The organism is Polaromonas sp., from assembly GCF_039932935.1.
Lineage (GTDB): Bacteria > Pseudomonadota > Gammaproteobacteria > Burkholderiales > Burkholderiaceae_C > Polaromonas.
This window is the reverse complement of sequence record NZ_JBDTPB010000145.1, coordinates 222,875-247,883: the sequence shown is the minus strand read 5'-3', so window position 1 is coordinate 247,883 and position 25,009 is coordinate 222,875. Positions and strand designations below refer to the sequence as shown.

21 protein-coding genes and 1 riboswitch are annotated in these 25,009 nt (G+C 62.7%); of the genes, 11 read left to right on the top strand and 10 right to left on the bottom strand.

Features of this window, described 5'->3' with window-relative positions:
* The first annotated feature begins 76 nt into the window (after positions 1-76).
* From ABI546_RS22965 to ABI546_RS22925, 9 genes are all read left to right on the top strand, one after another.
* Complete coding sequence (locus ABI546_RS22965) at positions 77-868, top strand: sulfite exporter TauE/SafE family protein (protein WP_348050597.1); 792 nt, start codon at positions 77-79, stop codon at positions 866-868.
* Positions 869-914: 46 nt separating this feature from the next.
* Entirely contained in the window at positions 915-2,726 is a 1,812-nt protein-coding gene (locus ABI546_RS22960; protein WP_348050595.1) for a nitrite/sulfite reductase, read from the top strand.
* A gap of 19 nt (positions 2,727-2,745) precedes the next feature.
* Positions 2,746-3,135, top strand: coding sequence for a DUF934 domain-containing protein (locus ABI546_RS22955; RefSeq protein ID WP_348050593.1), 390 nt, complete (start codon positions 2,746-2,748; stop codon positions 3,133-3,135).
* 6 nt (positions 3,136-3,141) lie between these two features.
* Positions 3,142-3,972 (top strand): phosphoadenylyl-sulfate reductase, encoded by an 831-nt coding sequence (locus tag ABI546_RS22950; RefSeq protein WP_348050591.1) that lies wholly within the window; start codon positions 3,142-3,144, stop codon positions 3,970-3,972.
* Entirely contained in the window at positions 3,969-4,901 is a 933-nt protein-coding gene (gene cysD / locus ABI546_RS22945) for a sulfate adenylyltransferase subunit CysD (RefSeq protein WP_348050589.1), read from the top strand. Before ABI546_RS22950 ends, cysD begins: the two co-directional genes overlap by 4 nt.
* A 114-nt stretch (positions 4,902-5,015) precedes the next feature.
* Positions 5,016-6,341, top strand: coding sequence for a GTP-binding protein (locus ABI546_RS22940; RefSeq protein WP_348050587.1), 1,326 nt, complete (start codon positions 5,016-5,018; stop codon positions 6,339-6,341).
* Between the two features lie 87 nt (positions 6,342-6,428).
* On the top strand, positions 6,429-6,758 hold the full coding sequence (gene fdxA, locus ABI546_RS22935; RefSeq protein WP_348050585.1) for a ferredoxin FdxA: 330 nt from the start codon (positions 6,429-6,431) through the stop codon (positions 6,756-6,758).
* A gap of 62 nt (positions 6,759-6,820) precedes the next feature.
* Complete coding sequence (locus ABI546_RS22930) at positions 6,821-7,858, top strand: NAD(P)/FAD-dependent oxidoreductase (RefSeq protein ID WP_348050583.1); 1,038 nt, start codon at positions 6,821-6,823, stop codon at positions 7,856-7,858.
* Between the two features lie 124 nt (positions 7,859-7,982).
* A riboswitch (TPP riboswitch) is annotated at positions 7,983-8,095 on the top strand.
* Positions 8,096-8,145: 50 nt separating this feature from the next.
* Complete coding sequence (locus ABI546_RS22925) at positions 8,146-9,462, top strand: cytosine permease (protein WP_348050581.1); 1,317 nt, start codon at positions 8,146-8,148, stop codon at positions 9,460-9,462.
* Here the strand turns inward: ABI546_RS22925 and thiD are convergent.
* The 3 genes from thiD to ABI546_RS22910 all read right to left on the bottom strand — a co-directional run bounded on the left by thiD (position 9,446) and on the right by ABI546_RS22910 (position 11,632).
* Positions 9,446-10,291: a bifunctional hydroxymethylpyrimidine kinase/phosphomethylpyrimidine kinase gene (thiD, locus tag ABI546_RS22920; protein ID WP_348050579.1), complete on the bottom strand. Its 846-nt coding sequence runs from the start codon at positions 10,289-10,291 to the stop codon at positions 9,446-9,448. The genes ABI546_RS22925 and thiD overlap by 17 nt on opposite strands.
* Before the next feature lie 63 nt (positions 10,292-10,354).
* Positions 10,355-10,876 carry a DUF4124 domain-containing protein gene (locus tag ABI546_RS22915; RefSeq protein ID WP_348050680.1) on the bottom strand — a complete coding sequence of 174 codons (522 nt, stop codon included), beginning with the start codon at positions 10,874-10,876 and terminating at the stop codon, positions 10,355-10,357.
* Positions 10,877-11,263: 387 nt separating this feature from the next.
* Complete coding sequence (locus ABI546_RS22910) at positions 11,264-11,632, bottom strand: hypothetical protein (protein ID WP_348050577.1); 369 nt, start codon at positions 11,630-11,632, stop codon at positions 11,264-11,266.
* Positions 11,633-11,690: 58 nt separating this feature from the next.
* On the opposite strand from ABI546_RS22910, the gene ABI546_RS22905 reads away from it, so the two are divergent.
* Positions 11,691-12,422: an SOS response-associated peptidase family protein gene (locus tag ABI546_RS22905; RefSeq protein ID WP_348050575.1), complete on the top strand. Its 732-nt coding sequence runs from the start codon at positions 11,691-11,693 to the stop codon at positions 12,420-12,422.
* 66 nt (positions 12,423-12,488) lie between these two features.
* Complete coding sequence (locus ABI546_RS22900; protein WP_348050573.1) at positions 12,489-12,785, top strand: hypothetical protein; 297 nt, start codon at positions 12,489-12,491, stop codon at positions 12,783-12,785.
* A 55-nt stretch (positions 12,786-12,840) separates the two neighbouring features.
* On the opposite strand, the gene ABI546_RS22895 is transcribed toward ABI546_RS22900, so the two are convergent.
* The 7 genes from ABI546_RS22895 to ABI546_RS22865 form a co-directional block, all read right to left on the bottom strand.
* Positions 12,841-13,143 (bottom strand): hypothetical protein, encoded by a 303-nt coding sequence (locus ABI546_RS22895; protein ID WP_348050571.1) that lies wholly within the window; start codon positions 13,141-13,143, stop codon positions 12,841-12,843.
* Positions 13,140-13,487, bottom strand: a complete 348-nt coding sequence (locus ABI546_RS22890; RefSeq protein ID WP_348050569.1) for a hypothetical protein — start codon at positions 13,485-13,487, stop codon at positions 13,140-13,142. Before ABI546_RS22890 ends, ABI546_RS22895 begins: the two co-directional genes overlap by 4 nt.
* Positions 13,484-14,059: a glycoside hydrolase family 19 protein gene (locus ABI546_RS22885; protein WP_348050567.1), complete on the bottom strand. Its 576-nt coding sequence runs from the start codon at positions 14,057-14,059 to the stop codon at positions 13,484-13,486. Before ABI546_RS22885 ends, ABI546_RS22890 begins: the two co-directional genes overlap by 4 nt.
* Positions 14,056-14,514 (bottom strand): hypothetical protein, encoded by a 459-nt coding sequence (locus ABI546_RS22880; RefSeq protein ID WP_348050565.1) that lies wholly within the window; start codon positions 14,512-14,514, stop codon positions 14,056-14,058. The genes ABI546_RS22885 and ABI546_RS22880 overlap by 4 nt, the downstream gene beginning before the upstream one ends.
* The gene (locus ABI546_RS22875) at positions 14,511-15,002 is read right to left on the bottom strand and encodes a hypothetical protein (RefSeq protein ID WP_348050564.1); all 492 of its coding nucleotides are present in this window, start codon (positions 15,000-15,002) and stop codon (positions 14,511-14,513) included. The genes ABI546_RS22880 and ABI546_RS22875 overlap by 4 nt, the downstream gene beginning before the upstream one ends.
* A gap of 19 nt (positions 15,003-15,021) precedes the next feature.
* Positions 15,022-15,615 carry a hypothetical protein gene (locus ABI546_RS22870; RefSeq protein ID WP_348050562.1) on the bottom strand — a complete coding sequence of 198 codons (594 nt, stop codon included), beginning with the start codon at positions 15,613-15,615 and terminating at the stop codon, positions 15,022-15,024.
* Positions 15,616-15,777: 162 nt separating this feature from the next.
* Positions 15,778-25,008 (bottom strand): PLxRFG domain-containing protein, encoded by a 9,231-nt coding sequence (locus ABI546_RS22865; RefSeq protein WP_348050560.1) that lies wholly within the window; start codon positions 25,006-25,008, stop codon positions 15,778-15,780.
* Position 25,009: the final 1 nt, after the last annotated feature.

Genomic DNA, 25,009 nt, shown 5'->3' with positions numbered 1-25,009 from the left:
AAATATGCTTATCCGCATAACGGCAGAACAAATGTGTAGTTTGTTTTTATAAGTCGCGCACTTACATTTTCCCGCTATGCATGAATTTGCCTTTGTATTTGCCGGTTTTGCCGTGGGCCTGGTAGTGGGGCTGACGGGGGTCGGCGGCGGCTCGCTGATGACGCCTTTGCTGATCTTCTTTTTCGGCGTCAAACCGCACCTGGCCATCGGCACCGACCTGCTGTTCGCCGCCTTCACCAAAATGGGCGGCACAGTCAGCCTGGCGCGTGCCCGGGTGGTGGACTGGAAAATTGTCGGCCAGACCGCCGCGGGCAGCATCCCGGCCTCATTGATCACCCTGTACTTTTTGCAGCGCCTGGGCCCCGCCAACCCGGCCACACAAACCATCATGACCACCACGCTGGGCCTGGCGCTGTTGCTGACGGCGGGCGCCACGTTCTACAAGGTTCTGCGCGGCAAAGCCGCCCCGACCACCATTGCACCCGAGCTGATCGGCGAAGCGACACGCGCACGCCACTGGGCACTGCCCCTGCTGTTCGGCGCGGTGATCGGCACGCTGGTCACGCTGACCTCTGTGGGCGCCGGCGCCATCGGTGTGATTGTGTTGATGCTGTTGTACCCGGCCCTGCCCTTGCCGCGCATTGTGGCGGCGGACATCGCCCACGCGGTGCCCCTGACGCTGGTGGCCGGCCTGGGCCATGCTTCTATCGGCTCGGTGGACTGGCCCCTGCTGATGAAACTGCTGGCCGGCTCGCTGCCTGGCATCTGGCTCGGCTCGCATCTGGTGCACAAAACGCCCGATCGCGTGATCCGCTCGCTGTTGTCCGTGCTGCTGGCTTACGCCGGCGTGAAATTGATTTCGATCTGACCTGCGCCATTTATAAAAACCCCACGAAGCTTGAACCCCGACAGCCATGTACCAATACACAGAATTTGACCGAGAGTTTGTCAAAGCCCGCGCCAATCAATACCGCGACCAGCTGACCCGCTGGCAAGCAGGCCAGTTGCCGGAGGATGAATTCCGCCCGCTTCGCCTGCAAAACGGCTGGTATGTGCAGCGTTATGCGCCCATGCTGCGCGTGGCCGTACCTTATGGCGAGCTGTCGAGCGCACAGGTGCGCGTGCTGGCCAAAATCGCCCGCGAATACGACCAGCCCAACGCTGCGCTGTTCAATGAAGCACAGGCCAAGCAGGACAAACTCGGCCCCGTCAACCTGAAAAGCGGCCTGTCTGTGAGCTCCAAGCTGACCACCGGTTACGCCCACTTCACGACGCGCCAGAACGTGCAGTACAACTGGATTCCGCTCGATAAATCGGCTGAGGTGATGGACCTGCTGGCCAGTGTCAGCATGCACGGCATCCAGACCAGCGGCAATTGCATCCGCAACATCACCAGCGATGAGCGCGCCGGCATCGCCGTCGACGAGATTGCCGACCCGCGGCCCTTCGGCGAGATCCTGCGCCAGTGGAGCACGCTGCACCCCGAGTTCGCCTTCCTGCCACGCAAATTCAAGATCGCCATCAGCGGCGCCCGCGAAGACCGCGCCGCCACGGCCTGGCACGATGTGGGCCTGCACCTGATCCGCAATGCCGAAGGCGAGCTGGGATTCAAGGTGCTGGTGGGCGGCGGCATGGGCCGCACCCCCGTCATTGGCACCGTGATCCGCGAGTTCCTGCCCTGGAACCAGATCATGAATTACCTGGAAGCCGTGGTGCGCGTGTACAACCGCTATGGCCGCCGTGACAACATCTACAAGGCCCGCATCAAGATCCTGGTGAAGGCCGAGGGCCAGCGCTACATCGACGATGTCGAGGCCGAATACAAGCAGATTCTGGAGCACGACGGTGCACCGCACACCATCACGCAGGAAGAGCTCGACCGCGTGACGGCGTCTTTCGTGCCGCCATCGCTCAATTGCGACCGAAAAAGTGCGGACATCAAGATTGCCAACATCCTGCGCGCCGCCGCTGAAGACGACGTGGAGTTCGGCCGCTGGCTGCAGCGCAACGTAGCCCCGCACCAGAACCCCGACCTGCGCGCCGTCACGCTGTCATTCAAGCGCCTGGGCCAGGCGCCCGGCGACGCTACCGCCGACCAGCTCGACATTGCCGCCGACCTGGCCGACCAGTTCAGCGCCGGTGAAGTACGCGTGACGCACGACCAGAACCTGCTGCTGCCCTGGGTGCGCTGCGACGAGCTGCCTGAACTCTGGCGCGCCGCCCGCAAAGCCGGCTTTGCCAAGCCCAACATTCACCTGCTGACCGACATGATCGCCTGCCCCGGCGGCGATTTCTGCTCGCTGGCCAATGCACGTTCCATCCCCATCGCGGAGGCCATCACCGAGCGCTACCAGGACATGGACGAACTGCATGACCTGGGCGAGATCGACCTGCACATCAGCGGCTGCATCAACTCCTGCGGACATCACCACAGCGGCCACATCGGCATCCTGGGTGTCGACAAGGACGGCCTCGAGTGGTACCAGGTCTCACTGGGCGGCTCGGATGGCTCTGCACTGAGCGGCGCTTCGGTGGCCGGCAAGGTCGTGGGCCCTTCGTTCACGGGTGCCGAAGTGCCCGAAGTCATTGAAGCCGTGCTCGACACCTACCGCCAGCTGCGGGAGGACGGTGAAACCTTCATTGCGACCTTTCGCCGCGTCGGCATTGAGCCCTACAAGGCCGCCGCCAAGAGCGCGCGCTTTGCCCCCAACACCGTCGCGCACTGAACCACTGAAAGGAATCACGATGAAATTATTGCCTTTCAGCGAACACGCCGGCACCGAACAATCCGGCGTTCTGACGATCGCGAACGATACCGATCCATTCCAGGTCACGCTGGACGGCGTCTCGCGTATCGACCTGCACTTTCCGAAGTTCACCGACGGCCGCGCCTACAGCCAGGCCTTCCTGCTGCGCCGCCGCCGTGAATTCAAGGGCGAAATCCGAGCCACCGGCGACGTGCTGGTCGACCAGCTGGCCCAGATGGAACGCAGCGGCTTTGACACCGCCGTGCTGCGCGCCGACCAGGACATGGCCGTGGCCCAGCGCGTGCTGGCCAGCTACCCCGGTTATGCAGCGGGCAAATATCAGGGCGATGCGGTGCACGTCGCGCCCCATTTCGCGGAAGCGGGCTGAGCCACCATGGGCGCCATTGCACTTTATGCCAAGCCGTCGGCCGATTTCGCGCAAAAGCTCGAAGCCAGTCGTGCGTTGCTCAAATCTGCCGCCGCGCAGTACACGCCGCTGACCCAGGCCTCCAGCCTGGGCGCGGAAGACATGGTGGTGACCCACCTGATTCACGACACCGGCATCGCCAGCAGCGTCTTTGTGCTGGACACGCACATGCTGCACCCGCAAACCCTTGAACTGGTCGGCCGGCTGGAAACACGTTATGGGCTGAAAGTCGATCTCTACAAGCCCGATCCAGTCGTTGCCGCAAAATTTGTGCTCGAAAACGGCAAGGATGCGATGTACCGCAGCCTGGCGCTGCGCAAAGCCTGCTGCGACTTCCGCAAGATGGTGCCGCTGGAACGTGCTCTCGCCGGAAAAAAAGCCTGGATCACCGGGTTGCGCCGCGAGCAGTCCCAGGCACGCGCAGAAGTGCATGACATCGAACAGCAAAACCTGGTCGTGGACGGCCAGCCGGTCTCGCGCGCCAAGATCAATCCGCTGGCGGACTGGACCTGGGGCGACGTCTGGCATTTCATCTCCATCAACAACATCCCCCACAACCCACTGCACGACGAGTTTTTCCCCAGCATCGGCTGCGCCCCCTGCACGCGCGCCGTGACGCTGGGCGAAGACTTCCGTTCAGGCCGCTGGTGGTGGGAACAAGAGAGCGCCAAGGAGTGCGGCCTGCATGTTGCGGCCGACGGCACGCACGAAGCTGAAGAGCCCGCGGCCTTTGAGTCCCTCGAGAACCGGCGTAAACAGAACGCTTCCGTCATTCCCATCAAGGAAATTCCCGCATGAACGCCCGCGCCGAACCCCAACTGCTCTCCAAGCTGAGCAACTCGCACCTGGATGCGCTGGAAGAAGAAACCATCTTCATTCTGCGCGAGGTGGCCGCCGCTTTTGAGCGCCCTGCCCTGCTGTTTTCGGGCGGCAAGGACTCGCTGGTCATGCTCAAGTGCGCGGAAAAAGCTTTCGGCGTGGGACGCATTCCTTATCCGCTCCTGATGATCGACACCGGCCACAACTTCCACGAAGTGACGGATTTTCGCGACCTGCGCGCGAAAGAACTCGGCGCCGAGCTGATTGTGCGCAACGTCGAAGACTCGATGAAGCGCGGCACCGTGCGCCTGGCCCACCCGGGCGAGTCGCGCAATGTGCACCAGTCAGTCACGCTGCTGGAGGCGATTGATGAATTTCGTTTTGACGCACTGATAGGCGGTGCGCGCCGCGACGAAGAAAAAGCCCGCGCCAAGGAGCGCATTTTTTCGCACCGCGACAGCTTCGGCCAGTGGCAGCCCAAGGCCCAGCGGCCCGAACTCTGGACGCTGTTCAACACGCGGCTGCAGCAGGGCGAACATTTCCGTGTCTTTCCGATTTCCAACTGGACCGAGCTGGACGTCTGGCAGTACATCGAACGCGAACAAATCGCCCTGCCGTCTCTCTACTACGCGCACCAGCGCAAGGTGGTGGAGCGCAAGGGCCTGCTGGTGCCGGTCACGGACCTGACCCCCGCGCGCGATGGGGAACAGGTCGTGGACAAAACGGTTCGTTTCCGTACCGTTGGCGATATCACCTGCACCTGCCCGGTAGACAGCCCGGCAGCCACTGCCGCGGAAATCGTGATTGAAACGCTGGCCGCCGACGTGAGCGAGCGCGGCGCCACGCGCATGGACGACAAGACCTCTGACGCTTCGATGGAAAAGCGCAAGAAAGACGGGTATTTTTAGTTCTCCCCCGGGCAGGCTTCGCCTGCTCCCCACAGGGGGCGGCGCCTGCGGGCCGGCTGAGCCGGACCCGCGGCCCCCATTGATAAAGACCTTGCCACCATTTTCGAGACTTTGATGAACACAAGCACCCACACTCCTGATTTGATAGCTGGTGGCGCACAGCCAGCGCCGGTTTCAATCACAATTGACCTGAAACCCGCACTGAAGTTCATCACCTGCGGGTCGGTCGACGATGGCAAAAGCACCTTGATCGGCCGCCTGCTGGTGGACAGCAAGGCCGTGCTGCAGGATCACCTGGCCGGCGTTCAGCGCCAGGGCGAAACCGACCTGGCGCTGCTGACAGACGGCTTGTCGGCCGAACGCGAACAAGGCATCACCATCGACGTGGCCTATCGCTATTTCGCCACCGAAAGCCGCAAGTTCATCATCGGAGACGCCCCTGGGCATGAGCAGTACACACGCAACATGGTGACCGCCGCCTCCAGCGCCGACGCCGCCGTAGTGCTGGTCGATGCCACCAAGCTGGACTGGAAGAACCCGTCCATGGAACTGCTACAGCAAACCCGCCGCCATTCGCTGCTGGTCAACCTGCTGCGCGTACCGTCCATTGTGTTTGCCGTGAACAAGCTAGACGCCGTGGAAGACCCCGCGCTGGCTTTCAGGAACATTGAGGCGGCGTTGGCGGCATTCGCCCGGGCCGCAAAAATCCCCGTGAAAGCAACCGTGCCCGTGTCGGCCCTCAAGGGGTTTAACGTGGTGGATGCCAAGCCGGGATGGTGCGGCTACAACGGCCTTTCACTGCTGAAATTGCTGGAACACCTGCCCGTCACCCCGGCCGAAACCACCGAGGCTTTTGCCTTTCCGGTGCAATGGGTCGAAAAGTTTTCCTCATCGTCCGACACGTCTCAGGGCCGGCGCGTTTTTTGGGGGCGTGTAGCCGCCGGCGGTGTGCAGCCTGGCCAAAGTGTCACTGTCTTGCCCGGTGGCAGCACCGCGGTGGTGGCGCAGGTGCTGGACCACACCCGCCAGCCCAAGTCCATCCTGGCAGGCCACAGCGCGGGCATTGTGCTTGACCGTGAAGTCGATGTGTCGCGCGGCGACTGGCTGCTGGCCACCGCCGCCTACGAGCCCTCGCGCGAAATTTCTGCCACCGTCGCGTGGATGGACGACGAACCGCTGGTGGCCGGCCGCGTCTACTGGACCCTGCACGGCCATCGATGGGTCAAGGCAAAAGTCCGGCGCATCGTTCACAAGCTTGACGTCAATACCCTGGCCGAAGAAGACGCCACCGAGTTGCCGCCCAATGCCATTGGCCACATCGAACTGAGTCTGCAGGAGCCTCTGGCGACCCTGCCCTATGCCCGTTCGCGCGTGCTGGGCTCGCTGGTGCTGGTGGATACCGCCTCCAACAAAACCTCGGGTGCTGCGCTGATCCTTTGACCGGAATCAGCCTGGCGATCCTTCCGACTTAACCCTGCTCACGGAATCCTCCTAAAATGGAGGGCTCCATCGATTAGCTCCCAAAAAATGACTCACATCGTCTCCGAATCGTGCATCCGCTGCAAATACACCGACTGTGTGGACGTGTGCCCCGTGGATTGCTTCCGTGAAGGCCCCAACATGCTGGTGATCGATCCGGACGAATGCATTGATTGCGCCGTCTGCATCCCCGAATGCCCGGTCAACGCCATCTACGCGGAAGAAGACGTGCCGGCCGACCAAATGGCATTTATCCAGCTCAATGCTGACTTGTCCCGTGCCGCCGGATGGAAAAGCATTACCAAGCGCAAAGAAGCCCTGCCTGACGCTGAAGAGTGGAAAGACAAAACGGGCAAGCTGGGCGAGCTGGTCAAGTAAGCCTCTTCGGATGCTCCCTCGTGTCGCACCTGCCCGGTGCATGCCGGTAAAGAAGGAACGGCATGATTGAGACCGACGCGCTGATCGTCGGCGCCGGGCCTGTCGGGCTGTTTCAGGTGTTCCAGCTCGGTCTGCTCGAAATCAGCGCCCATGTGGTCGATTCCCTGCCCCACCCCGGTGGCCAGTGCATGGAACTCTACCCCGACAAACCGATTTACGACATTCCCGGCACACCCCGCACCACCGGCCGCGCCCTGGTGACCAGCCTGCTCGAGCAGATCAAGCCGTTCAAGCCGTCTTTTCACCTCGGCCAGGAGGTCAGCACGCTGGCGCAGCAGGCGGACGGGCGGTTCCTGGTTGAAACCTCACGCGGCACGGCGTTCATCACCAAAACAATTTTCATTGCCGCAGGCGTCGGTGCCTTCCAGCCACGCCGCCTGAAGATTGACGGCCTTGATGTGTTTGAGCACCGCCAGCTCTTTCACCATGCCGGGGATCCCGCAGATTTCGCCGGTAAACAGGTGCTGGTCGTCGGCGGTGACGCACCCGCCATCGAATGGGCCATGCGCGTGGCCGGCACGGCCCGCAGCGTTACGCTGCTGCATCGGCGTGACGTGCTGCAGGCGCCGCCCGATGTGCTGGCCCGGTTCAAATCCCTGTGCGATGCCAAAGCCCTCAGCTTCCAGGTCGGCCAGGTCACCGGCATCCAGGCCAATGGAGAAAAGCTTCAGGCCGCCCGCATCACTGATGTGAACGGCGAAACCGCGCCTTTGCCGCTCGACACCCTGTTTGTGCTGCAGGGCCTGTCGCCCAAGCTCGGCCCGGTTGCCCACTGGGGCCTGGACATGGAGCGCAAGCAATTGCAGGTCGACACCGAAAAGTTTTCGACCAGCACCCCCGGCATTTTTGCGGTCGGCGATATCAATACCTATTCCGGCAAGCGCAAGCTCATCCTCAGCGGCTTTCATGAAGCCACGCTGGCAGCCTTTGGCGCGAGCGAGATCGTGTACCCCGGGCAAAAAACGCTGCTGCAATACACCACAACAAGCCCCAAACTGCACAAACTGCTGGGTGTGGACTCGCCGCTATCTGACGATTGAGCTGCCCCGGGATTGTGCACAAACCCGGCCCACAGCCCACACACACGAGTCACGCCACTCGGGCCGGTCGACGTCGCAGAGTCCCTCACGAAATCCGTCCTACAATTTGCTCGCACCCAGCAGGGTGCTTCGCTGGGGGTGCTGCTGCGGTTCGCTATGCGAATCGTGGCGGCTGAGAAAGTCCCTTTGAACCTGATTTGAGGTAATCCTCGCGCAGGGAAGCATGTCCAGATGCCGGGCGTCCGGCATCCAGCAGGCCGACCTGCCATTGACGACTGGAACTGCCAATGAGCACTGCCGCCCCCTCGACTGCCTCTTCTGCAACGCCCGCGGGCGTCAATACCGCGCTGTCGCCCTTGCCCGCCGGTGACCGCCTGTTTGGCTGGAGCGACCATGCCGCGCTGTGGCTCAGCCTCGGCGTCGGGCTGCTGGTCATGCAGATTGGCGCTTACCTGGTACCGGCCGTCGGCACCCAAACCGCATTGATGGTCATCGTCTGCGGCTCGGTGATCGGCGCCGGTTTGCTGGCCTGGACGGCCAAGATCGGCTGCGACAGTGGGCTCTCCAGCGCCGGGCTGATGCATGCCACTTACGGCAGCAGCTTTGCGCGTCTGCCGGTGCTGCTGAACATCGTGCAGCTGATCGGCTGGACCACTTTCGAGCTGGTGGTGATGCGTGACGGCACCGTCGCCATTGCGCGCCAGTCCGGCAGCTTTGCGGGCGCTGTCTGGCCTGTTTTGGCCACCCTGCTGTGGGGCGCTGTGCTGCTGGCCCTGCTCTCGGGTTCCATGGTGCGGCTGGTGCGCAAATTCATAGGCCGTTATGGTTTACCGCTGGTGATTGCATCGCTGCTGTGGCTCAGCTGGCAATTCCTGGCGAAGGCCAATGCCCAGGGGCTGGCAGCACTGTGGATGCGGCCCGGCGAAGGCGGCATGAGCACGCTGTCTGCACTCGACCTCGTGATTGCCATGCCGGTTTCGTGGTTGCCGCTGGTGGCTGATTTTGCACGCCACGGCCGTGACGGCAACAGCGCCCTGCGCGGCACCTGGCTAGGTTATGCCATCGCCAACATCTGGTGCTATGCACTGGGTGTGCTGGTGGCCATCACTGCGCCCAGCACCGACCTGGTTGCTGCCCTGCTGCTGGCGCAAGGCGGCCTGATCGCACTCGGGCTGATTTTGATCGACGAGGTCGACAACGCGTATGGAGACCTCTATTCGGGCTCGGTGGCCGGCCACAGCCTGAAGCCGGGCTGGAGTGTTCGGCGCTGGGGCGTCCTGCTGGCCCTGCTGTGCACCGCTCTGGCGCTGGTGCTGCCCATGCACAGCCTGGAGCCCTTTTTGCTGATGCTCAGTTCGGTGTTTGTGCCCTTGTACGGCGTCATCCTGGCGCGGTTGGCCGGCACGGTCGATATCGCATCGCTGGTAACGCAGCGCAAGGTGAATACGAGCGCCGTTGCCATCTGGCTGCTGGGCATTGCGTGCTACCACCTGTGCGCCAAGCTCGCGCCGGATTGGGGCTCCGCCCTGCCGACATTGGTGCTGACCTTTGTGCTGGCACGCCTCACGCGCGCCGGTCAGTCCAGAACTACCGCAGCGGCTTAAGCCGCATCGCGATGGGCGCGTGGCCGTGGTTCAGCGGCCCGCCGCCAGCGCCGGTACGCACCCGGGCGCCGGCCTCGAGCGCCGCACGCACATAGTTACGGGCAAGCTGCACGGCCTCCAGCAATGGGCTTCCGAGCGCCAGATGCGCGGCAATCGCAGACGACAACGTGCACCCCGTGCCGTGCGTGTTCCGGCTGGGAATGCGCGGTCCGCGCATCCAGTGCAACTCACCTCTTTGCGTCGCCAATAAATCACTGACCACATCGCCGGGCAAATGCCCGCCCTTGAGCAGCACGGCGCGTGCGCCTTTGGCCAGCAGCTCTTGAGCCGCCAGTTGCATATCCTGCTCGCTGCCCAGCGGCCGGCCAACGAGCAGCGAGGCTTCGTCGAGGTTCGGGGTGACCAACAGGGCACGCGGGAAAAGCTCACGAACCAACACTGCAATCGCCGGGTTGTCGATCAATACCGCTCCGCTGGTGGCAACCATGACCGGGTCCAGCACCACGTTCTGCAGCGCATGACGGTCAATCGCCTCCGCCACAGTCTGCACGATGTCGGGGGCGTGCAGCATGCCTATCTTTACCGCATCGGCACCGATGTCTTCTATCACCGCATCGATTTGGTCGCGCAGCATTTGCGGCGGCACGCCGTGGATGGCGCGAACGCCTGTGGTGTTTTGGGCCGTCAACGCCGTGATGGCCGTCATGCCGTAGCACCCCAGCGCAGCGAAGGTTTTCAGGTCAGCCTGGATGCCGGCACCGCCGCCGCTGTCTGAACCTGCAATGCTCAACACGCGCGGGTATTCGTGGTCGAAAGCGGTTTCTGTCATGGGTGCAGTCATTCGTTTTTTCGTAGCCCTCAGGCGCAACCGCCGAAGAAGACAGCGACGTTTCTAGCGGCAAAATGCCCGGACATCATTTTGAGCAACGTCGAGATCATATTTGTCTGTGGGCTTCCCATTACCGTGCCTTACGGCGCCGCTAAGAACGTCGCGAGCCAGGGCACATCGTGACGCGTCGGTGCCATCGTCTTTTCCTCCAGAGAGCGATTTGGGCGGTTTTGGCGTAGCTGGGCTCTCGGCCTCTTTCTGCGGTGCCAGACGCGGTTGCGCTTGCTTGTTTTGTTCGCGCAAGTGGTCAGCCGAGGCTTTGGTTGCAGGAGACGGCGCCGGCTGGCGCGGCAACTTCACTTCGTCTGCCCTGGCCGCTCCGGCATCGTCCTTTCGAGAGGAATAGTGCGTTTGTCCTTTTGCATCCACCCATTTAAATACTTGCGCATGGCCGGTTGACACGAATAGCAAAGACACCAGGAAGGCACCAAATACTCGGTGTTTATTGGTTGAACTCTTGCGCAGCTCCTCCGGAACGACGTGGTTCGGCATCACTCGCTGACTGGCGTACCCGAAGATTTTCATAATCACGATGGTACTAGGTGCCAGACCTGACGACAGATCGCGAGGATTGAAACTTCCTCCACAGCGTTCTGCATTGAACGGGGGGGGCAATGAACGGAATATTGCGGCGTTCACGCATTCATCGCGCCTGAAATACAAAAGGCCTGCACTTACGTGCAAGCCCTTGAACCTAGTGGCTCCTCAACCTGGGCTCGAACCAGGGACCTACGGATTAACAGTCCACTCACCATATCGGCCGCTAGCCCGCATGGATACTATGTTTCACGTGGAGTGCTGTCTAATATTTCCCACGTAAAAAGACCCTTTAAAGGGCGTTTTAAGGGATTTTTGGCCATTCAAAACACTGGATATTGGACACTCTCGACAGGCGAAATCTGCCCTGTAGACTCATAAAGCGCCCCACTTCTGCGCGTACCCTGGCGCCGTGAAGTGTTCGTCGTAAACGCCCAGACTCAGGATTGACCGGTACGCCTCGGGCTGCCCACGCTGCACCACGTCGATTGACTCGCTGCCGTCAGGCAAAACTACCACCTGGAGCGGTATGGTGCCCATGCCGTTGTTTTGGCCGTCGGCGGTCTGGAGGTTGATCCAGCTGCCAACAACCTCCTGGCCCGTCTTGATTAGCGCCACAACTTCAGCCACAGGCGCCGTGCGGGTTCGCCGGGCCATGTCCTGCAGCTCTTCAAGATCTGTCATTGAAACCTCGTCGACCAGGCCGTCTTTGAGGTGCACGCTGTCAATGTGATATCTCGCCATACAAATTCTCCAAAACCCAATGTTGCGGCCATGCCGCCGGCCGCGATAAAGTAGCCCGATGTGCAACCTTTATACCCCGGTCACCAGCCACCAGCTGCAGGCCCAGTTCGGCAAGGAACTCAAGCAAACGTGGCTCGCGTACGTCGCACCGCTGAAGCTGGGCCCTTACGTGAAGCAGCGCGGCGACGCTCAGGTGGGCCAATGGGGCATGATCGCGCCGGGCAGCAAGAGCAGCAAGCCCATGGGCCAGACCAATAATGCCCGCCGCGAGGGCCTTGCCGAAAAGCGGACCTTTGCGCCCTCGTGGCTCGCCGGCAGGCGCTGCCTGATTCCGGCCGCGAGCTTTGTAGAGCCCTACTACCCTGGCCACGACCCCAAGGCGAAAAGCATCAGTTGGCGCTTTGAGCGGGCAGACGGTGACGCCTGGGCGTTGGCCGGGATCTGGTCGGAGTGGGTTGACCCGGTGACCGGCGAGCTGGTGCCGAACTATTCGATGATCACCCAGAACTGCGACGGCCAACCGCTGCTGGCGCTGATGCACAAGCCCGAGCTGGACAAAGCTGGCCTGGTGCTGCCGGCCACTGAGCAGGACAAACGGGCCGTGGTGCCTTTGGAACGCGACAGGTGGGACGAGTGGCTGCATGGAACGGTTGAGCAGGCGGAGGCCTTGATTCAGCTGCCGGCGCCGGAGATTTTCCGCCACGGCGCCAGTGACCCAGCCAAGAATATCCCCCTGCCAGGTGCAGCCAGAAATACCCAAGTTGTTACCTCGAGCGACGGCTTATTTTAGCTCAGTTCACTGTATGCTTTTACAGTGCTTTACGAGGTCTATCAACTTTGCGCAAACAGCCAGCGGATGCCCAACGATCAGGTGGTGGCCGGCGGCAAATTGCTTGGCAAACTGCTGTGGGAGCGCTCTGCGGGTAACGGCCCCCACTTCGCCGCGCTGACAGGACCTGATGGCGCCTACCTTGCGGAATGCCTCGACAACGCCAAACGCTATGACCATCCCGATGGCCGCGTCAAGATCGTGGGGATTCAGCGGCACGGCAGGCCAAAGCAGCGATACAGCCACTCCGATTACCAGGAATGGCTTTGCAAACCACGTCCCGATTTAAAGCACCCGTCAATGAAAAAATCCCCCCAGCCGTGAGGCCAGGGGGATGAACTTCCGGCTTTCGGCCGGGAGGAGACAACTGCGATGTTGGCTATGGCGTGATCGGCCGCTTGCAATTGCGCAGCGCCGTGACAAGTTGGACCTCGTATCCCTCTCGGCGCTGGTTTTCTGCCAGACTGGACTGCAGGAGTTCGTCAACGCACCCGCCGGACGGGCAGCCACGGGTTTTCAGAGCGTCGGTGGGCATCACCGGACGGTCGGGCTCCGGTTCCTTGCATTCCACGGGAATGGCGACGTTGACCGGCGTGACCAGGGGTACGGTCTTGCAGGCGCTAAGGCAGGCGATGGCCAGCAGGATGACAAGGGCCAAGGCAATGTTGACAACGTGTTTCATGGGGAATCCTTAAACCAGTCGTTGGACCGCGCGGTGGCTGATTTGCAGTCATCCCCGGGCACGGCGGCCGGTGTGGTCAGAATCTTGTCGGCCTTGACGTTCTTGTGGCCAGCAGTTGCGGCGGCTTTAGCCCGCGCCGGCGCTGCGGCTGCAGCGTTCTTGGCGCCTTGGGTGGCCATGGTGTCCACGCTGTCGCTGCAGGCTACAGCGGCGCCGGTTGCGTGCGCCAGATTGGCGGTGGCCTCGACGCCGGTGTCGCGCTGACTGAGGTATGCCCGGCCAAGGCCGATGTTGCCAAGCATGCTGATGGCCAGGGCGATGCCAAGGATAGTGGTGATGTTCATGAAAGTGCCTCCTGTGCAGCCAGATACAACGCCAGCCTGTCATCCCAGCCGTTGCTATCACCCTCGGCCGCCGTTTTCTTGCCGCGGTTGATGGTGTCGCAATATCCGTCGAAGTCGCCGGCGTCAGCGAAGCGCTGGCAATCCTTCATGGCGATGTAGTCGGCGGCGGCCAGGGCTGCCCACTGGGGCTCGGCCAGTTTCTCGGGCTCGGCTTCGAAATCCGGCACCTCCATTTCTGGGAAGCGCTTGCGCAGGCGGTCACGCACGGCCGCATGGTTGAACCTGCCAGTGGTTTGGAGCATGCCATGGCCTTTAAAGCGCCGGCCGTCGCCGGGCTGAGTGTTGCCCAGGTCGGCCCTGCCCTCGTAACGGATCTGGGCAGGCGTCGGCCCCCATATCTCGCTGAGCCACTTCAGGCCCCCGGTCTCGTGCCCGATGTTGGCCAGGAACATGGCTTGGCGGGCCGGAGTGTTGATGTCGTACAGCTCCATGGCTGCAGTCAGGCCGGGTGCGCACTGGGTGGCGCGGTCGATGCGGGCGCCCGTTGCGCGGGCGACGATGTCTGGCGTCATGGCGCATCCTTCTGGTTGGTGTCTACGAGTGGTTTGGCCACGATCTGTGCTTTGCGGGCATCGCCATAAGCCTTCAAACCGTCCAGAATCCACTTGACGGTGTCTTTCCTGCCAATGCCTGCGATCACCATGGCGGCAAAGCGCACCTCGCTGGAAATCGCAAATGACATCGAGCGCAACGACTCGATAATCACGAACGCAAGCAAGCCGGCGAGCAGCGCAAAGAACGCATCCCACGCGGCTTCCTTGGCCCACACCTTCACGATGCGGTCTTCAGATTGAAGTGATGCGATGGTGCGCAGCACGCCGCCCAGCAAGGCCAGGCCTGCCGCCCATTGCAAGGACTGCCAGTCATAGCCGCCCATGAATTCGGCCAGCGTTGCGGCCTGCACGGTCTTCATAAAGGCGACGGTCCAGAGCACAAGCGCCCAGAGGGTCAGTTTCGTGTGTTTCATGTGCTGGCTCCGTCAGAAGCCCGCTTCTGTTCGTTGTTAATGCTGTTGGCCAGCACCGCGGCAAGCGCGATGTTCCAGGCACCGTTGCGTATAAAAATGCCGGTGACGGTGGCGTAGTCAAGGTTGCGCGACAGGTAGGCGAGGAAAACCCATAGCAAACCGCCGCAACAGAGTGCCAAGCATCCGAGCCGGATCACACGTCGCCGGTGCCTGGTCTTGGGGGCGAAGGTCTGCATCACCATGAAGGGCGCAGCGAGCGCCGCCATCAGAAGGAACGTCGCCGCGATGGCTACGGGACTATGTGTTATGCGGGCGATATGTGATACCAGCGAGGCCGGCTCTTTGAGAATCAACAGCGCCGGGTCGACCATGTTGAAGATCAAACTGCACGACAGGAGAACCGACAACAACCGACCATCCAACAATGCGTCACGCAGTGCATGCCTCGGGTGCTCAAGGTCCACCTGGGTGAGATCAGTTTGATTCATTTGACAGCGAGCCAGCGGATTAGGTTGGAGCAAATGCGGCGTCAAACGTGCAGAGGACTTTGACGCCGGCGTCTACGATCACCACGCATCGGAGCTTGTCGAACACGCCCGGATCGGTTGATAGCGTCGGTGCCACGCCACCGGGGAACAGGAAGTCGGGGGAAAACGTCAGCGAGTTAGTTCCGTCGCCGGAGTTGATGCCCAACTCGAATACATAGCCGCTGCGGCCACCGGAAATTTGAAGTTCCGCTGGCGCTGCCCGGGAGTACCGGTATACCGGTGCCACCGTGGCTAGGTCGATGCTGACCGCGTCATGCTCCACGAAAATCGAATAGATCTCCCGGCCAACTCCGTCGTCGATCAGTTCATGGACTTGATAAGCCCAGCTGGTGATACTGAGGTCTGGGTCGTTGGTGCTTGGCAGCTTGAAGCCAGCGGGGATCTTGCCATCGGCATCGAGCGTGGTGCTGATGGTCTTCGGTATCACAATCACGTCGTCGATGACCACCACCTGCTTGGATGAGAACATCACGCGCCCGCTGGCTGGCGTGCCATGGCGGTTGACGAATTCACCAGTGACGGGAACGAGGGACCATGAGGCAGGGAGTGTCATGCCGGCGATTGTGCGAATCGCACGGGGCCGCGACAAACCCTACTGGGGGGAACGCTTAACGGTAGAGGAGGATCACCACCGGTACCACGGCGAGCGCAGACCATGGCACGGCAATGACCAGGGCGAGGAGCCCAAGGGCAATGCTCAGCCCTGCCCAGCTCATTACAGACCCGCTCTCAGGTCGGCCACGTCGCGGCGCATTTGGTCGCGCATAGCCTTTGGCGCCGTGGCGGCGATGCGTTCATCCTTCGACTTGCCCATGTCGCGGGCTTTCTTCAGGATGGCGGGCAGGTTGGCGGTCATGCGCTGGTCGGGGTTGTCGGTGTTCCAAGTTTCGAGCATTTTCCGGGCTTCCGCAACCTGTGCCGGATCCTTCTCGAAGATACCCTTGGCCCAGCGCGCGCGAATATCCTGCGCCGTGATGTTGTAGAAGTCCTTGGCGCGTTGGTTCAGGTAGTTCGCCTCCTGTACCTTGGACACCGTTTGGGGTTGGAAGCCGATGGCCTTCAACGCTGCCTCCATCATGGTCGTGTCGAGCACCTTATAGCCCTTCGCATCACGATACGCTCCGGTGTCGGCCATGTCAGCGCCTTTGGCCAGGTTGCGCACGGCCGTTGGCGCCACGGACAGCGCGGCCTTGCCGATGTCACCGCTCAGCAGCTGGCTGCCGCCTTCGCTGATACGCTTGATGAAGTCGCCCATGGGCCCAGCCAGCTCCGCGAGATCGTTGCCATGGCTCGCCTTCTGCTGCAGCAATCCTGTGCCGGGAATGAGGTTGCCCATGCCCAGCCGGCCGGAGACGTCCAGCGGCACGCCGGGCAACCCGGTGATACCGCGGTCGACGAAGTCAGCGCCGGCCTTGCCGAACAGGCCCTCAAGGAACTCCTGCTTGGCTTTCTTGCTGCTGATGTTGTAGCCCAGTCGCTGCAGGGCACCGTCGACCAGGTCCATGATGTCGTCGGCGAACGGCAGACCACCGGCGCCGCTCAGCAGGAACAGCACGCCAATCCCCAGCAGTGCCGCTTTCTTGCCCTCCGGGCCGCCCTGCGTAGCCATGCGGTGCATCAGCTCGAGGTATGCAATGCTGTAGGTTTTGAAGGTCATCAGCGTGCCGCCAATTGCGCCGCGGGCGAAGCGCATCTTGTTGGCCTTGTTGTAGATGAACTGGGTTTCGTTCACAGCATCCTCGGCGAACCCGGCGGGGTTGGCCATGTTCTGCGCCTCGGCGATGCGGAAAGCCGCAATGAAGGTCGAACGGCGATTGAGCTGTTCGGCCACACCGAAGACCTTGCCCCATGCGAGCGCCAGGCGGGACAGCGCATTGCTGCCGGCGGCCAGGGCGTCACCGGTGCGCGTGCCGTCGCCCGACTTCAGCGAGCCGGCACCGCGGGCCTGCGCCATCAGTTGGTGCACTTCCTGCGGGCTCACGATGCCGGTTTCCTCGGCGTGCTTCAGGGCCTTGGCCAGTTTCGGTTCATAGACCGTTTTGCTGTTGGCCAGATCCCGGTATGCGCGCGTGAGTTCGCGACCAGACTGCCGCACGCCGCCGAACTGGCTCAGGTAGGGGAAGGACACGGCCAGCGGCTGCGTCATGTTGACGGCCGCCGACGCGATGGAGCCGCCCAGGTACTGGGCAAACAACAGGCCGCGCACCGCCTGCGCCTCCTCCTGCGGGTTTTTCACGTAGTCGGCCAGGGTGACGGCCACGTCGACGAGCTCGCCCTGCTCTTTCGGGATCTCCGTCACGGCTTTTCCGAGATCGCCGATGTGGAGCGCGGCGGACGTTTGGCGGGCATTCGAATAGATGAAGGACGCCAGCACGCGGCCAGCGTCTTCGCTGTAGCCGGCAATGCCCTTGCGGTGAATCAGGCGCTTCATGGCGCTGCGGTTGTTCTTGGTGAGCTTCAGGTAGTCCTGAAACACCTTGTCGCGCGCCTGGTCGCCCGTCGAGTCCAGGCCCAGCATGTTGCCGAACAGCTCCAGCGACTCCGGGGTGATGCCTGCGAAGAGCTTGAAAGCCTCGTTTGACAGAGTGCCTTGCGTCACCGCCTCTTTGCTGTAGAGCATGCGCATTTTGTTGGCGACCTTGGCAGCCTCGCCGGCGGACTCAAAGAGACTGAAGTACTCGCGCTGGCCATCCACCACGTCGACTGTGAACTTGCCGAAGCGCGTCAACGGCGCATAGCCTTCGCTTTTGAGTGCCGCCACTTTGTCGGCCTTGTCGATCATGCCGGTGGCGGTGGCCACCAGCACATCGTTGCGGCCCACATCGGACTTGGCCAGGCTCAGCAGGTAGTCACGCAGCAGCACCGCGGCCTCGCCCGCGTCACCGGCCTGCATTACCTGGTCGCGCAGGGCCTCCACGTCCTCGCCTCCGTAGCGCAGCATATCCGCCCGGGCGAGGCTGTCCAAACTGTTGTCGGTGGCGGCGCGGAACTCGCGATACAGGCTGATTTGGTCATCGTTGAGCCCAAACATGCCCTTCAGCTCGGCATCCGTGAACACCACGCCCGGGCGCAGCATCTCGCTGTCAAACCGGGTTTTCACCATCGCCTCGTACTGGTCGACCGGCTGGCCCTGCCACATCTTGAGCACGCCCTCGCTGATCTTGCCGGCGCGCAGCATGCGCTGTGCCTTGTCCTGGGGCGAGAGCTTATCGGCGGCAGCCTGCAGGTCGTCGACCTTGGCCAACTTGCCGTTTTCATCGCGACCCCACACCAGCGTGCCTTCGAAAATCGGGGTGCTGATGGCCTTGTTGTCCGCCGCTTTGATGGGCGATTTACGAATGTCGGACCACGACTCGAGCTTTGGCAGGATCCTGGGTGCCATGTCGGCAGCTTCAGTGGCATAGAACGACACGTCGTTGATGAAGTGCTGCGCCGCGTCAAACACCGGCTTGAAGGCATCGGAGCGCTTGGCCAGGTTGTACATGGTGCCGAAGCTCTTATGCCACCAGTTGACCCGGCCAGGCACGTTCAGAAAGCTGTCGAGCTTCTCGGTCGCCATGGTGGTGACGCGAGCCATGCCGGCGGGGGTATCGAGCGCCATCAGGCCACTTTCATCGAAGCCATCGACCCCTTTCAGCAGCGGCACCCACTTGCGGCCCTGCTTGATTGCCAGCGCACCGGGCGGAATGGTTTTTCCGGTGACATAGGCGCCCTCGCCCCCACTCAGCAGATCCGGCTCAAGCGCACCGACGTCGTAGTTCTTTGCGACTCGCAGCAGCACGTCACCGCTGCCGCCATAGTACTTAGCCACTGCCTCATTGGCGGCCAGCGAGATGCGCCCGTCGGAAACGCCTGCGAAACGCTGCGCAGAGTTGGGCACCAGCCCTGTCTTTGCGATGCTGTCCAGATTGGCAGCCGGTGTGGTGTGGAAAAGGTACTTGCTCGAGGGGTGCTGCATCGCTTCCCATTGCTCGTAAACCTGCATGGCTTCGGGCGAATATGGCGATGTCTCGGGTGTCATGGTCGCCGGCATACCCGCCGGGGTGCCGTTCGCGCGCGTAGCGTTGCGGACTTCAATGCCTCCCAGCTGCACGCCCACGACTTGCACATTCTTACCGGTCAGCTGGGTGAAACGCTCAGCCAGATTGTCTGCGGCGCTGACCCTCGTGTCGGCCATGTTCTCCGGTGCGTCTAGGGCAAGTTGTCCAGGCCCAGCAGCCTCTGGATCTCCGCGTCCGTCCTTTTCCCGTCGTTCCGCAAGGATTCGATCTCGGACGGCGTCAGCCGGTTGGAAATTGGCAAGGTAGCGGGCTTCTGACTGGGTGAGCGCGTCGAACCCGTAGCCGGTAACGGCGCGGAAGTCGGATTCGAGGTCACCATGTTTTTCACGAAGGGCTGTAAGGGTTTCAGGGGTGGGCTGCAGCGTGGCGCTGTACTCTTTGCCGGTCAGCGCGACGGCGCCGGCGACAAGGCCCCCATTATCCTCAATATGGCTGGCCAGGGAAGCGAAAGTCGCGCCCTGGGTGAGGGTATCGTCGACCAGCAGGTAGCTGCGGCCGGGCTCCACCTTGCCCTCGAACTCGGGGCCCGCGAAGATGCGATCAAGGCCGCCTAGTGCGGTGCGCTGCGCGCGATTGCTCTGCACGATGTCGGTGGCCTGCTTCAGGCCCAACTTGTTGGCCAGAATGATGGCTGCTGCGCGCGGGATCTGATTGCGACCGCTCGCCTCTTCCGATACCACGGGCACCACGAGCGGGCTGGTGTCGCCGATTCGTTCCCGGACGCGTGCCACCAGGTCATCGGTCACCAGCGACTTGGCCACGCGGACGGCCGCCATGGTGTTGCCCGCCTTGGCGGCTTCGTAGTCCGGGTGCGCGGTGGCGCTGCCCAGTGGGTTGCCGATCGTGACGGGCGGCACCTGGACGGGGGTATCGCCACGTGCAGCGGCCACCATGTCGCCACCGCCCAGGGTGCGCTTGCCAGCCTCAAGGTTCATCATGGCGGCGCGCAGCATGCCCTGCAGCTCGGCGTTGCTGAAATTAATGTCGAACCCGCGAGAACGCAACCATTCGCGAATCTGGGCATACACCTGCTTGACGAAACCGAAGGCCGGCCTGAATTCCCCGGTAACTGGATCAACGGCGTCTTCGACCACACGGGCAGCGATCTCGTCGGCGATCAGGTTGGGCGAAAGGTTTTGGTTCTTGTAGGCCTGCTCCACGTAGTCCCGGTGGGCGATGAGGGACACGTCGCCGTTTTGGATGCCCTTCTGAATGTTTTTCATCAGCGCAATCCAGCGCATCGGCCCGAGGAGCTGGCGCAGGCCATGGTGCGCAATGGATTCATGCGCCACGGTGCGGGCCACGGCATTGGCGTCGACGTTGTTCTCGGCGAACACATACACCGTGTTTTGGTGATAGAGGCCCCGCGCACGGGCATCGACTTCCACAGGGGACCGACTGGCGTCCTTCAGCACAACAACGCGCGGCGCATTCTTCCAGCCGGCTGTCAGGCGGTCTGTGATGGCCTTTGCCTCCGTGACCGTCATACCGGCTGGCTCCGCTCCAACGAACCGGCGCAGAGCTGCGCGGTCGAAGTCGCGGGCCTGCATCGCCACGTTGCCGAACTCGTCTTCCTTGATCTGCACGGTGTCAAAGAAGTGATCAAACGCCGCCCGGATCTGCGGCTGCTCGCCGGCCGTCGGGTAGGGGTAGCCGTTTTCGACCTTGAACTGCTCCTCCGACACGATGTTGGCTAGGTAGTCGTTGCTGGCACTCTGGTCCTGCAGCTTGGCAATCACGTAGCTCTCGAACGACCGCGCCGCCATTTCCAGACCCGTCGACCAGTAGGCCTTTGTGCGAGTCTTGTCGAGGGTCTTAGAACGCTCTGCCAGGCTGGTCAGGTTGATCGTCTTCATCAGCTGGGTGAAGGCGTCCTTCATCTCGCGGCGCACGCCTTCATCGCGCACGATCCGCTCGGTCATGAACCCGGCTTGCTGACCTTGTCGACGGGCAAAGTAGTTGTCAACGGCATGGAACCACTCGTGCGCCAGGCTGCCGGCGCCGTTCTTGCGCGTGAGGTTGATCACCACACGGTTGGGGGTCACCACGCCGGTCGCATCCGGTTCGTAGTGAGCTGCTGCAGGGCGCTTGCCACCGCGGCCGCGTGAGCCAAAGGCCAGGCCCAGCTCGCCGTTGAGCGACAGGGCCCGGGGCGGCACGCCGATGACACCGGCAAGGTCCATCAGGGAGTCATACGCCTGGTTGAGGTTGGATTGGCGCTCGCCCTGCGGCATGGACGCGCCGAACTGTTCGCCTCGAAAGCCAAAAGTCTCACGGAACTGCTCATTGGTGACGTCGGCGCCGTTGCGATGGTCAACGCCTACGCGCGGCGAATTCGTGGCGCGCCGCTCTGGCGGCACAAACTTCGCGGCCTCGAGCAGCTTTTCCAGCTCGGCTTGATTTGCAGCCTTGTAGGCGCGCGCCTGCTCTACGGTGTCGAATGACTTCAGGTCAATGCTCTGCGTGGAGCTCAGTCGCTTTCCGACGGTGACACCGGGCTTGCCGCGGATCGAGTAGACGTCGAAAGTCATGGCCTTTGTTTCGGCCGCGGTCTTGTCACCCTGGACGGCCAGCCACGACTTGAACTTCTCGATTGCCTCTTCCTTCGTGGGCGCCACCGCGAGCTCACTGCTCCAGCGGCCGGCGTTCCAGGTGGCCGATGCACTGGTCGATGGCTGCGTGACGGTCCACATGACTTTCGGCGGGTCGAATTTCTCGCCGGCGTAGAGACTGAATGTGCCCCGCGAAAATGTCATGCCCTTGAGCGATCGCTCATGGCCAACGGCTTCATAGAGGTCGATCTTGTTGAACCAGTCGGTGAGGTGATAGCCTTTGCCGGTCTCGATCACCAGCTCTTTGACGCGCGACCCGTCCAACACTTTCGCGGTGGCGTTGCGCAGCAGTTGGACGTTCTCAGTCCAGCGCTTGAGCTTCCAGCTCTGCGATGGCTTGTTGGGTATCTCGTCACGCGCTGCCCGGGCGAAAGCCACGGCCCACGGCTCCATGCCGTCGTCGATCATGCGCTGGTAGTCCGGCTCTGGCCAGGTCTTGGAAAGCGGCTGCGAGGCGAGGTCCATGCCCATCGCCTCGTCGAGCTTTGCCCGGTAGACTTTCTCGTACAGCTTGCGGGCGCCCTCGAGCACAGCACCGGCGTCGTCGATCTTTGCGACAGGCTTTGACGTTGCTACCGTTTTTGTAGCTGCTGGCGCTGGTGCCTGTTGGGCTGCAGCCGGTTTTACCGCCTCTGTGCTGCGCGCCCAGTCCTTGAATTCAGCCACCGACATCTGCGTCATGGCCGCGCGCCGCTTCGGACCGCTGCCATCTGAAAAGTGGGCGTCATAGACGGCTTCGGCTTCTACCTGCGTGGCCACGCCAAGCACCGCCTTGTGCTCGTCGAATTTGCCATCAAGGCCCTGCTGATCGAACACGAACACCGGGGCGCCGGCCACGGGGTTGGCAGAAAGGTAGACGTCGACCTGCTCGCCGTCGGCGCCGGTGGTGCGCTTCACGTAGCCATAGTGGGCGGTCATGTCGACCGTCCAAGGCTTGCCGTCCGGATCCGTGCCGGTTCGGCTGCTGCCCTCCGGGTTCTCGATGGTCAGGTCCAGGCCATCAAAGTTAAGGTGGCCCTTTTTGTAGTTCCCGGCTTCCTTCTGGGCATCGGTGGGCTCAGGCAGGTCGTTTTGCGGCGAAGTCGCGGCGGCATGTGCTGCCTCGGCAATTGCAGCTGGCTGCGTCGCAGCTACCCGAGCGGCTTCCACCGCATCGGCTCCGGCCGGGGTTCCGGCTGCGGGTTGTCCGACAGTTGCAGCTTCTGGAGCTGCTGGCGTTTGAGCTGGCTCGGCTTGGGCTTGCTCGATGGCTTTGGGGGGTGCGTTTTCTTGAACACGTGCCGGCTCCGGTGGGCTGGTGCGGGGTTTTTGCTTCGCTATCGATTTAGTAGCTGCTTGCGCTTTCCCTGATTGGGCTACAGGCGCTTTTCGCTGTGATTTCGTGGCTTTCTCGAACGCCTTCTTCGCCTTGGCCTTGGCAGCATCGCGGCGTAGCACGTTGGGGTGGGCCTCGTAGTCATCCTGGATCTTGGCCAGCGCCTGCTGGTAGACCTGCTCGGGCTCCAGTGCCGCGGGCTTAGGCGCTGCTGGCGCTACAGTTTTGATAGCTGCTTGCGCACGTGCTCCCTGCTCAGCAGCCGGTTTTTGTGCTGGTGCTGGTGTGGGTGCTGCCGCTGGCTTTGCATTGGTCGCTTCGACAGATGCGGCGCGGATCACAAAGCCGCCCTGCACGGGCACCACCTGGAAGCCGGGCCCGGCTTTCTTGAGGGGCCCGGCGGTGGCGATGCGGCTCTTGAAGATATCGCCTGACTTGTTCAGGATGTCCCCATCCAGCATGCCGGCAGCGCGCAGGCCCGCTTGCTTCTGATGGAACTCGGCAATGGTGTAGTCGGGCGAGCCCTTGACGGCGATGCCGAACGTGCCGTCCTTCTTCGGAAGTGGCAGCGCCTGGAAGCTCACGCCACCCGCGCGCTTCTGCGCTGAAATATAGGACTGGGCTTGTTCGGAGGTGGCGAAGTCCGCCTCGCCTGCCTTTGGCGCCTTGGCGGCTGGCTCTTTCGCCTGCGCAGCGGCCTGCTGCTCTGCGGCCTGTTGGGCTTGCAGCGCGGCAGACGTGCCGGTGTCAACCGCCAGCGCTGCACTGGCAGACAACGGGCCAGCCGCTGGGTCAATGCCCATCAGTTGGGACGCCGTGGGCTCGGGCGCGAAGTCCAGCCCACCTTGCTCCGTGTCCTGCAGTCGCAGGGGCCGCGGTGCACCGGGGTTGGCAGGATCGAACCCGGCCAGGGGGCGACCGACGTAGCCCTCGGCTTTGATCTGCTCGGCATCGCTTGGTGATTTCGTGGTGCCCGCAGGCGCTGGGGCCAACTCAAGCCCACTGGCCAGATTGGCGGCGCGTTCCATCGGCGAGACAGGCGGTGTAGTTGCAGCTGCTTGGGCCGAACCACCCATCGGCCCGGCCAGGCCCCCAGTAAGACCCCCGACCAGCAGGCCCTGAGCACCTGCGGCACCAACACCCTCGCCCAATGGCTTGTCCTGCGCCAGATTCTGAGCAGCCTGCTCCTGCATCGACTGCGGCAGTTCCTGCAGCAGGCCCTCAACGGCCGCGCCTTCGCCAGCGCGCCGGAAAATCCCTTTGCGTACCCCAGCGGCAGCAGCCTGCTCGCCCACGGGGCCCAGCTTCCCTGCGGTGAGCATGGTGCTGACGTCGCCCAGCCCCAGGCGGTTGGCCACTTTGCCGGCACCGAGGCCGATGGCACCCGTGGCAAGTCCTGAAGCGGCCAGGATCGCGGCTTGCCGTGCCGTCAAGGTACCGTTAAGGTCTTCCTGTCGCACCTGCTCGGCGTTCTGGCCAGCGGCAACAGCTCCCTCACCCACGGCTCCGGCACCGATAGCGCCAAGGCGCGGCGCCACTGCCAGAGCTCCACGGCCGGCGGCGCCGCCCAGCACCATGGAGGGTGCTGACTCGACAGCTGCGTTCACGATGGTCGACGGGTTTTGCACCATGGCGCCAACGGTCGGAAAAAAGCCATCGGCCTGCTGCACGGCGGCATCCGCTGCATGCTGCTCGGGCGACTGGAAGTCCGTCAGTACCTGCTTGGCGTCTTTGAAGCGAACTCCGGCCGCCTCGGCTGCCTTGCCGGCACGCCCTCCCGTCACCAGGTCGGCAATGCCAACCGCGGCTTCGGGCACGCCGACAACGCCCTTTGCCAGCGCCAGGCCGGTGTCAGCGGCCCGACGGAATGCTCCCGCCGGCTTTGGCGGTTCCTCGACAAGGGCCCCACCGAACTGGTCGGTGGTAACTTCGGTTCCGCCAAATTGATCGGTTGCCATG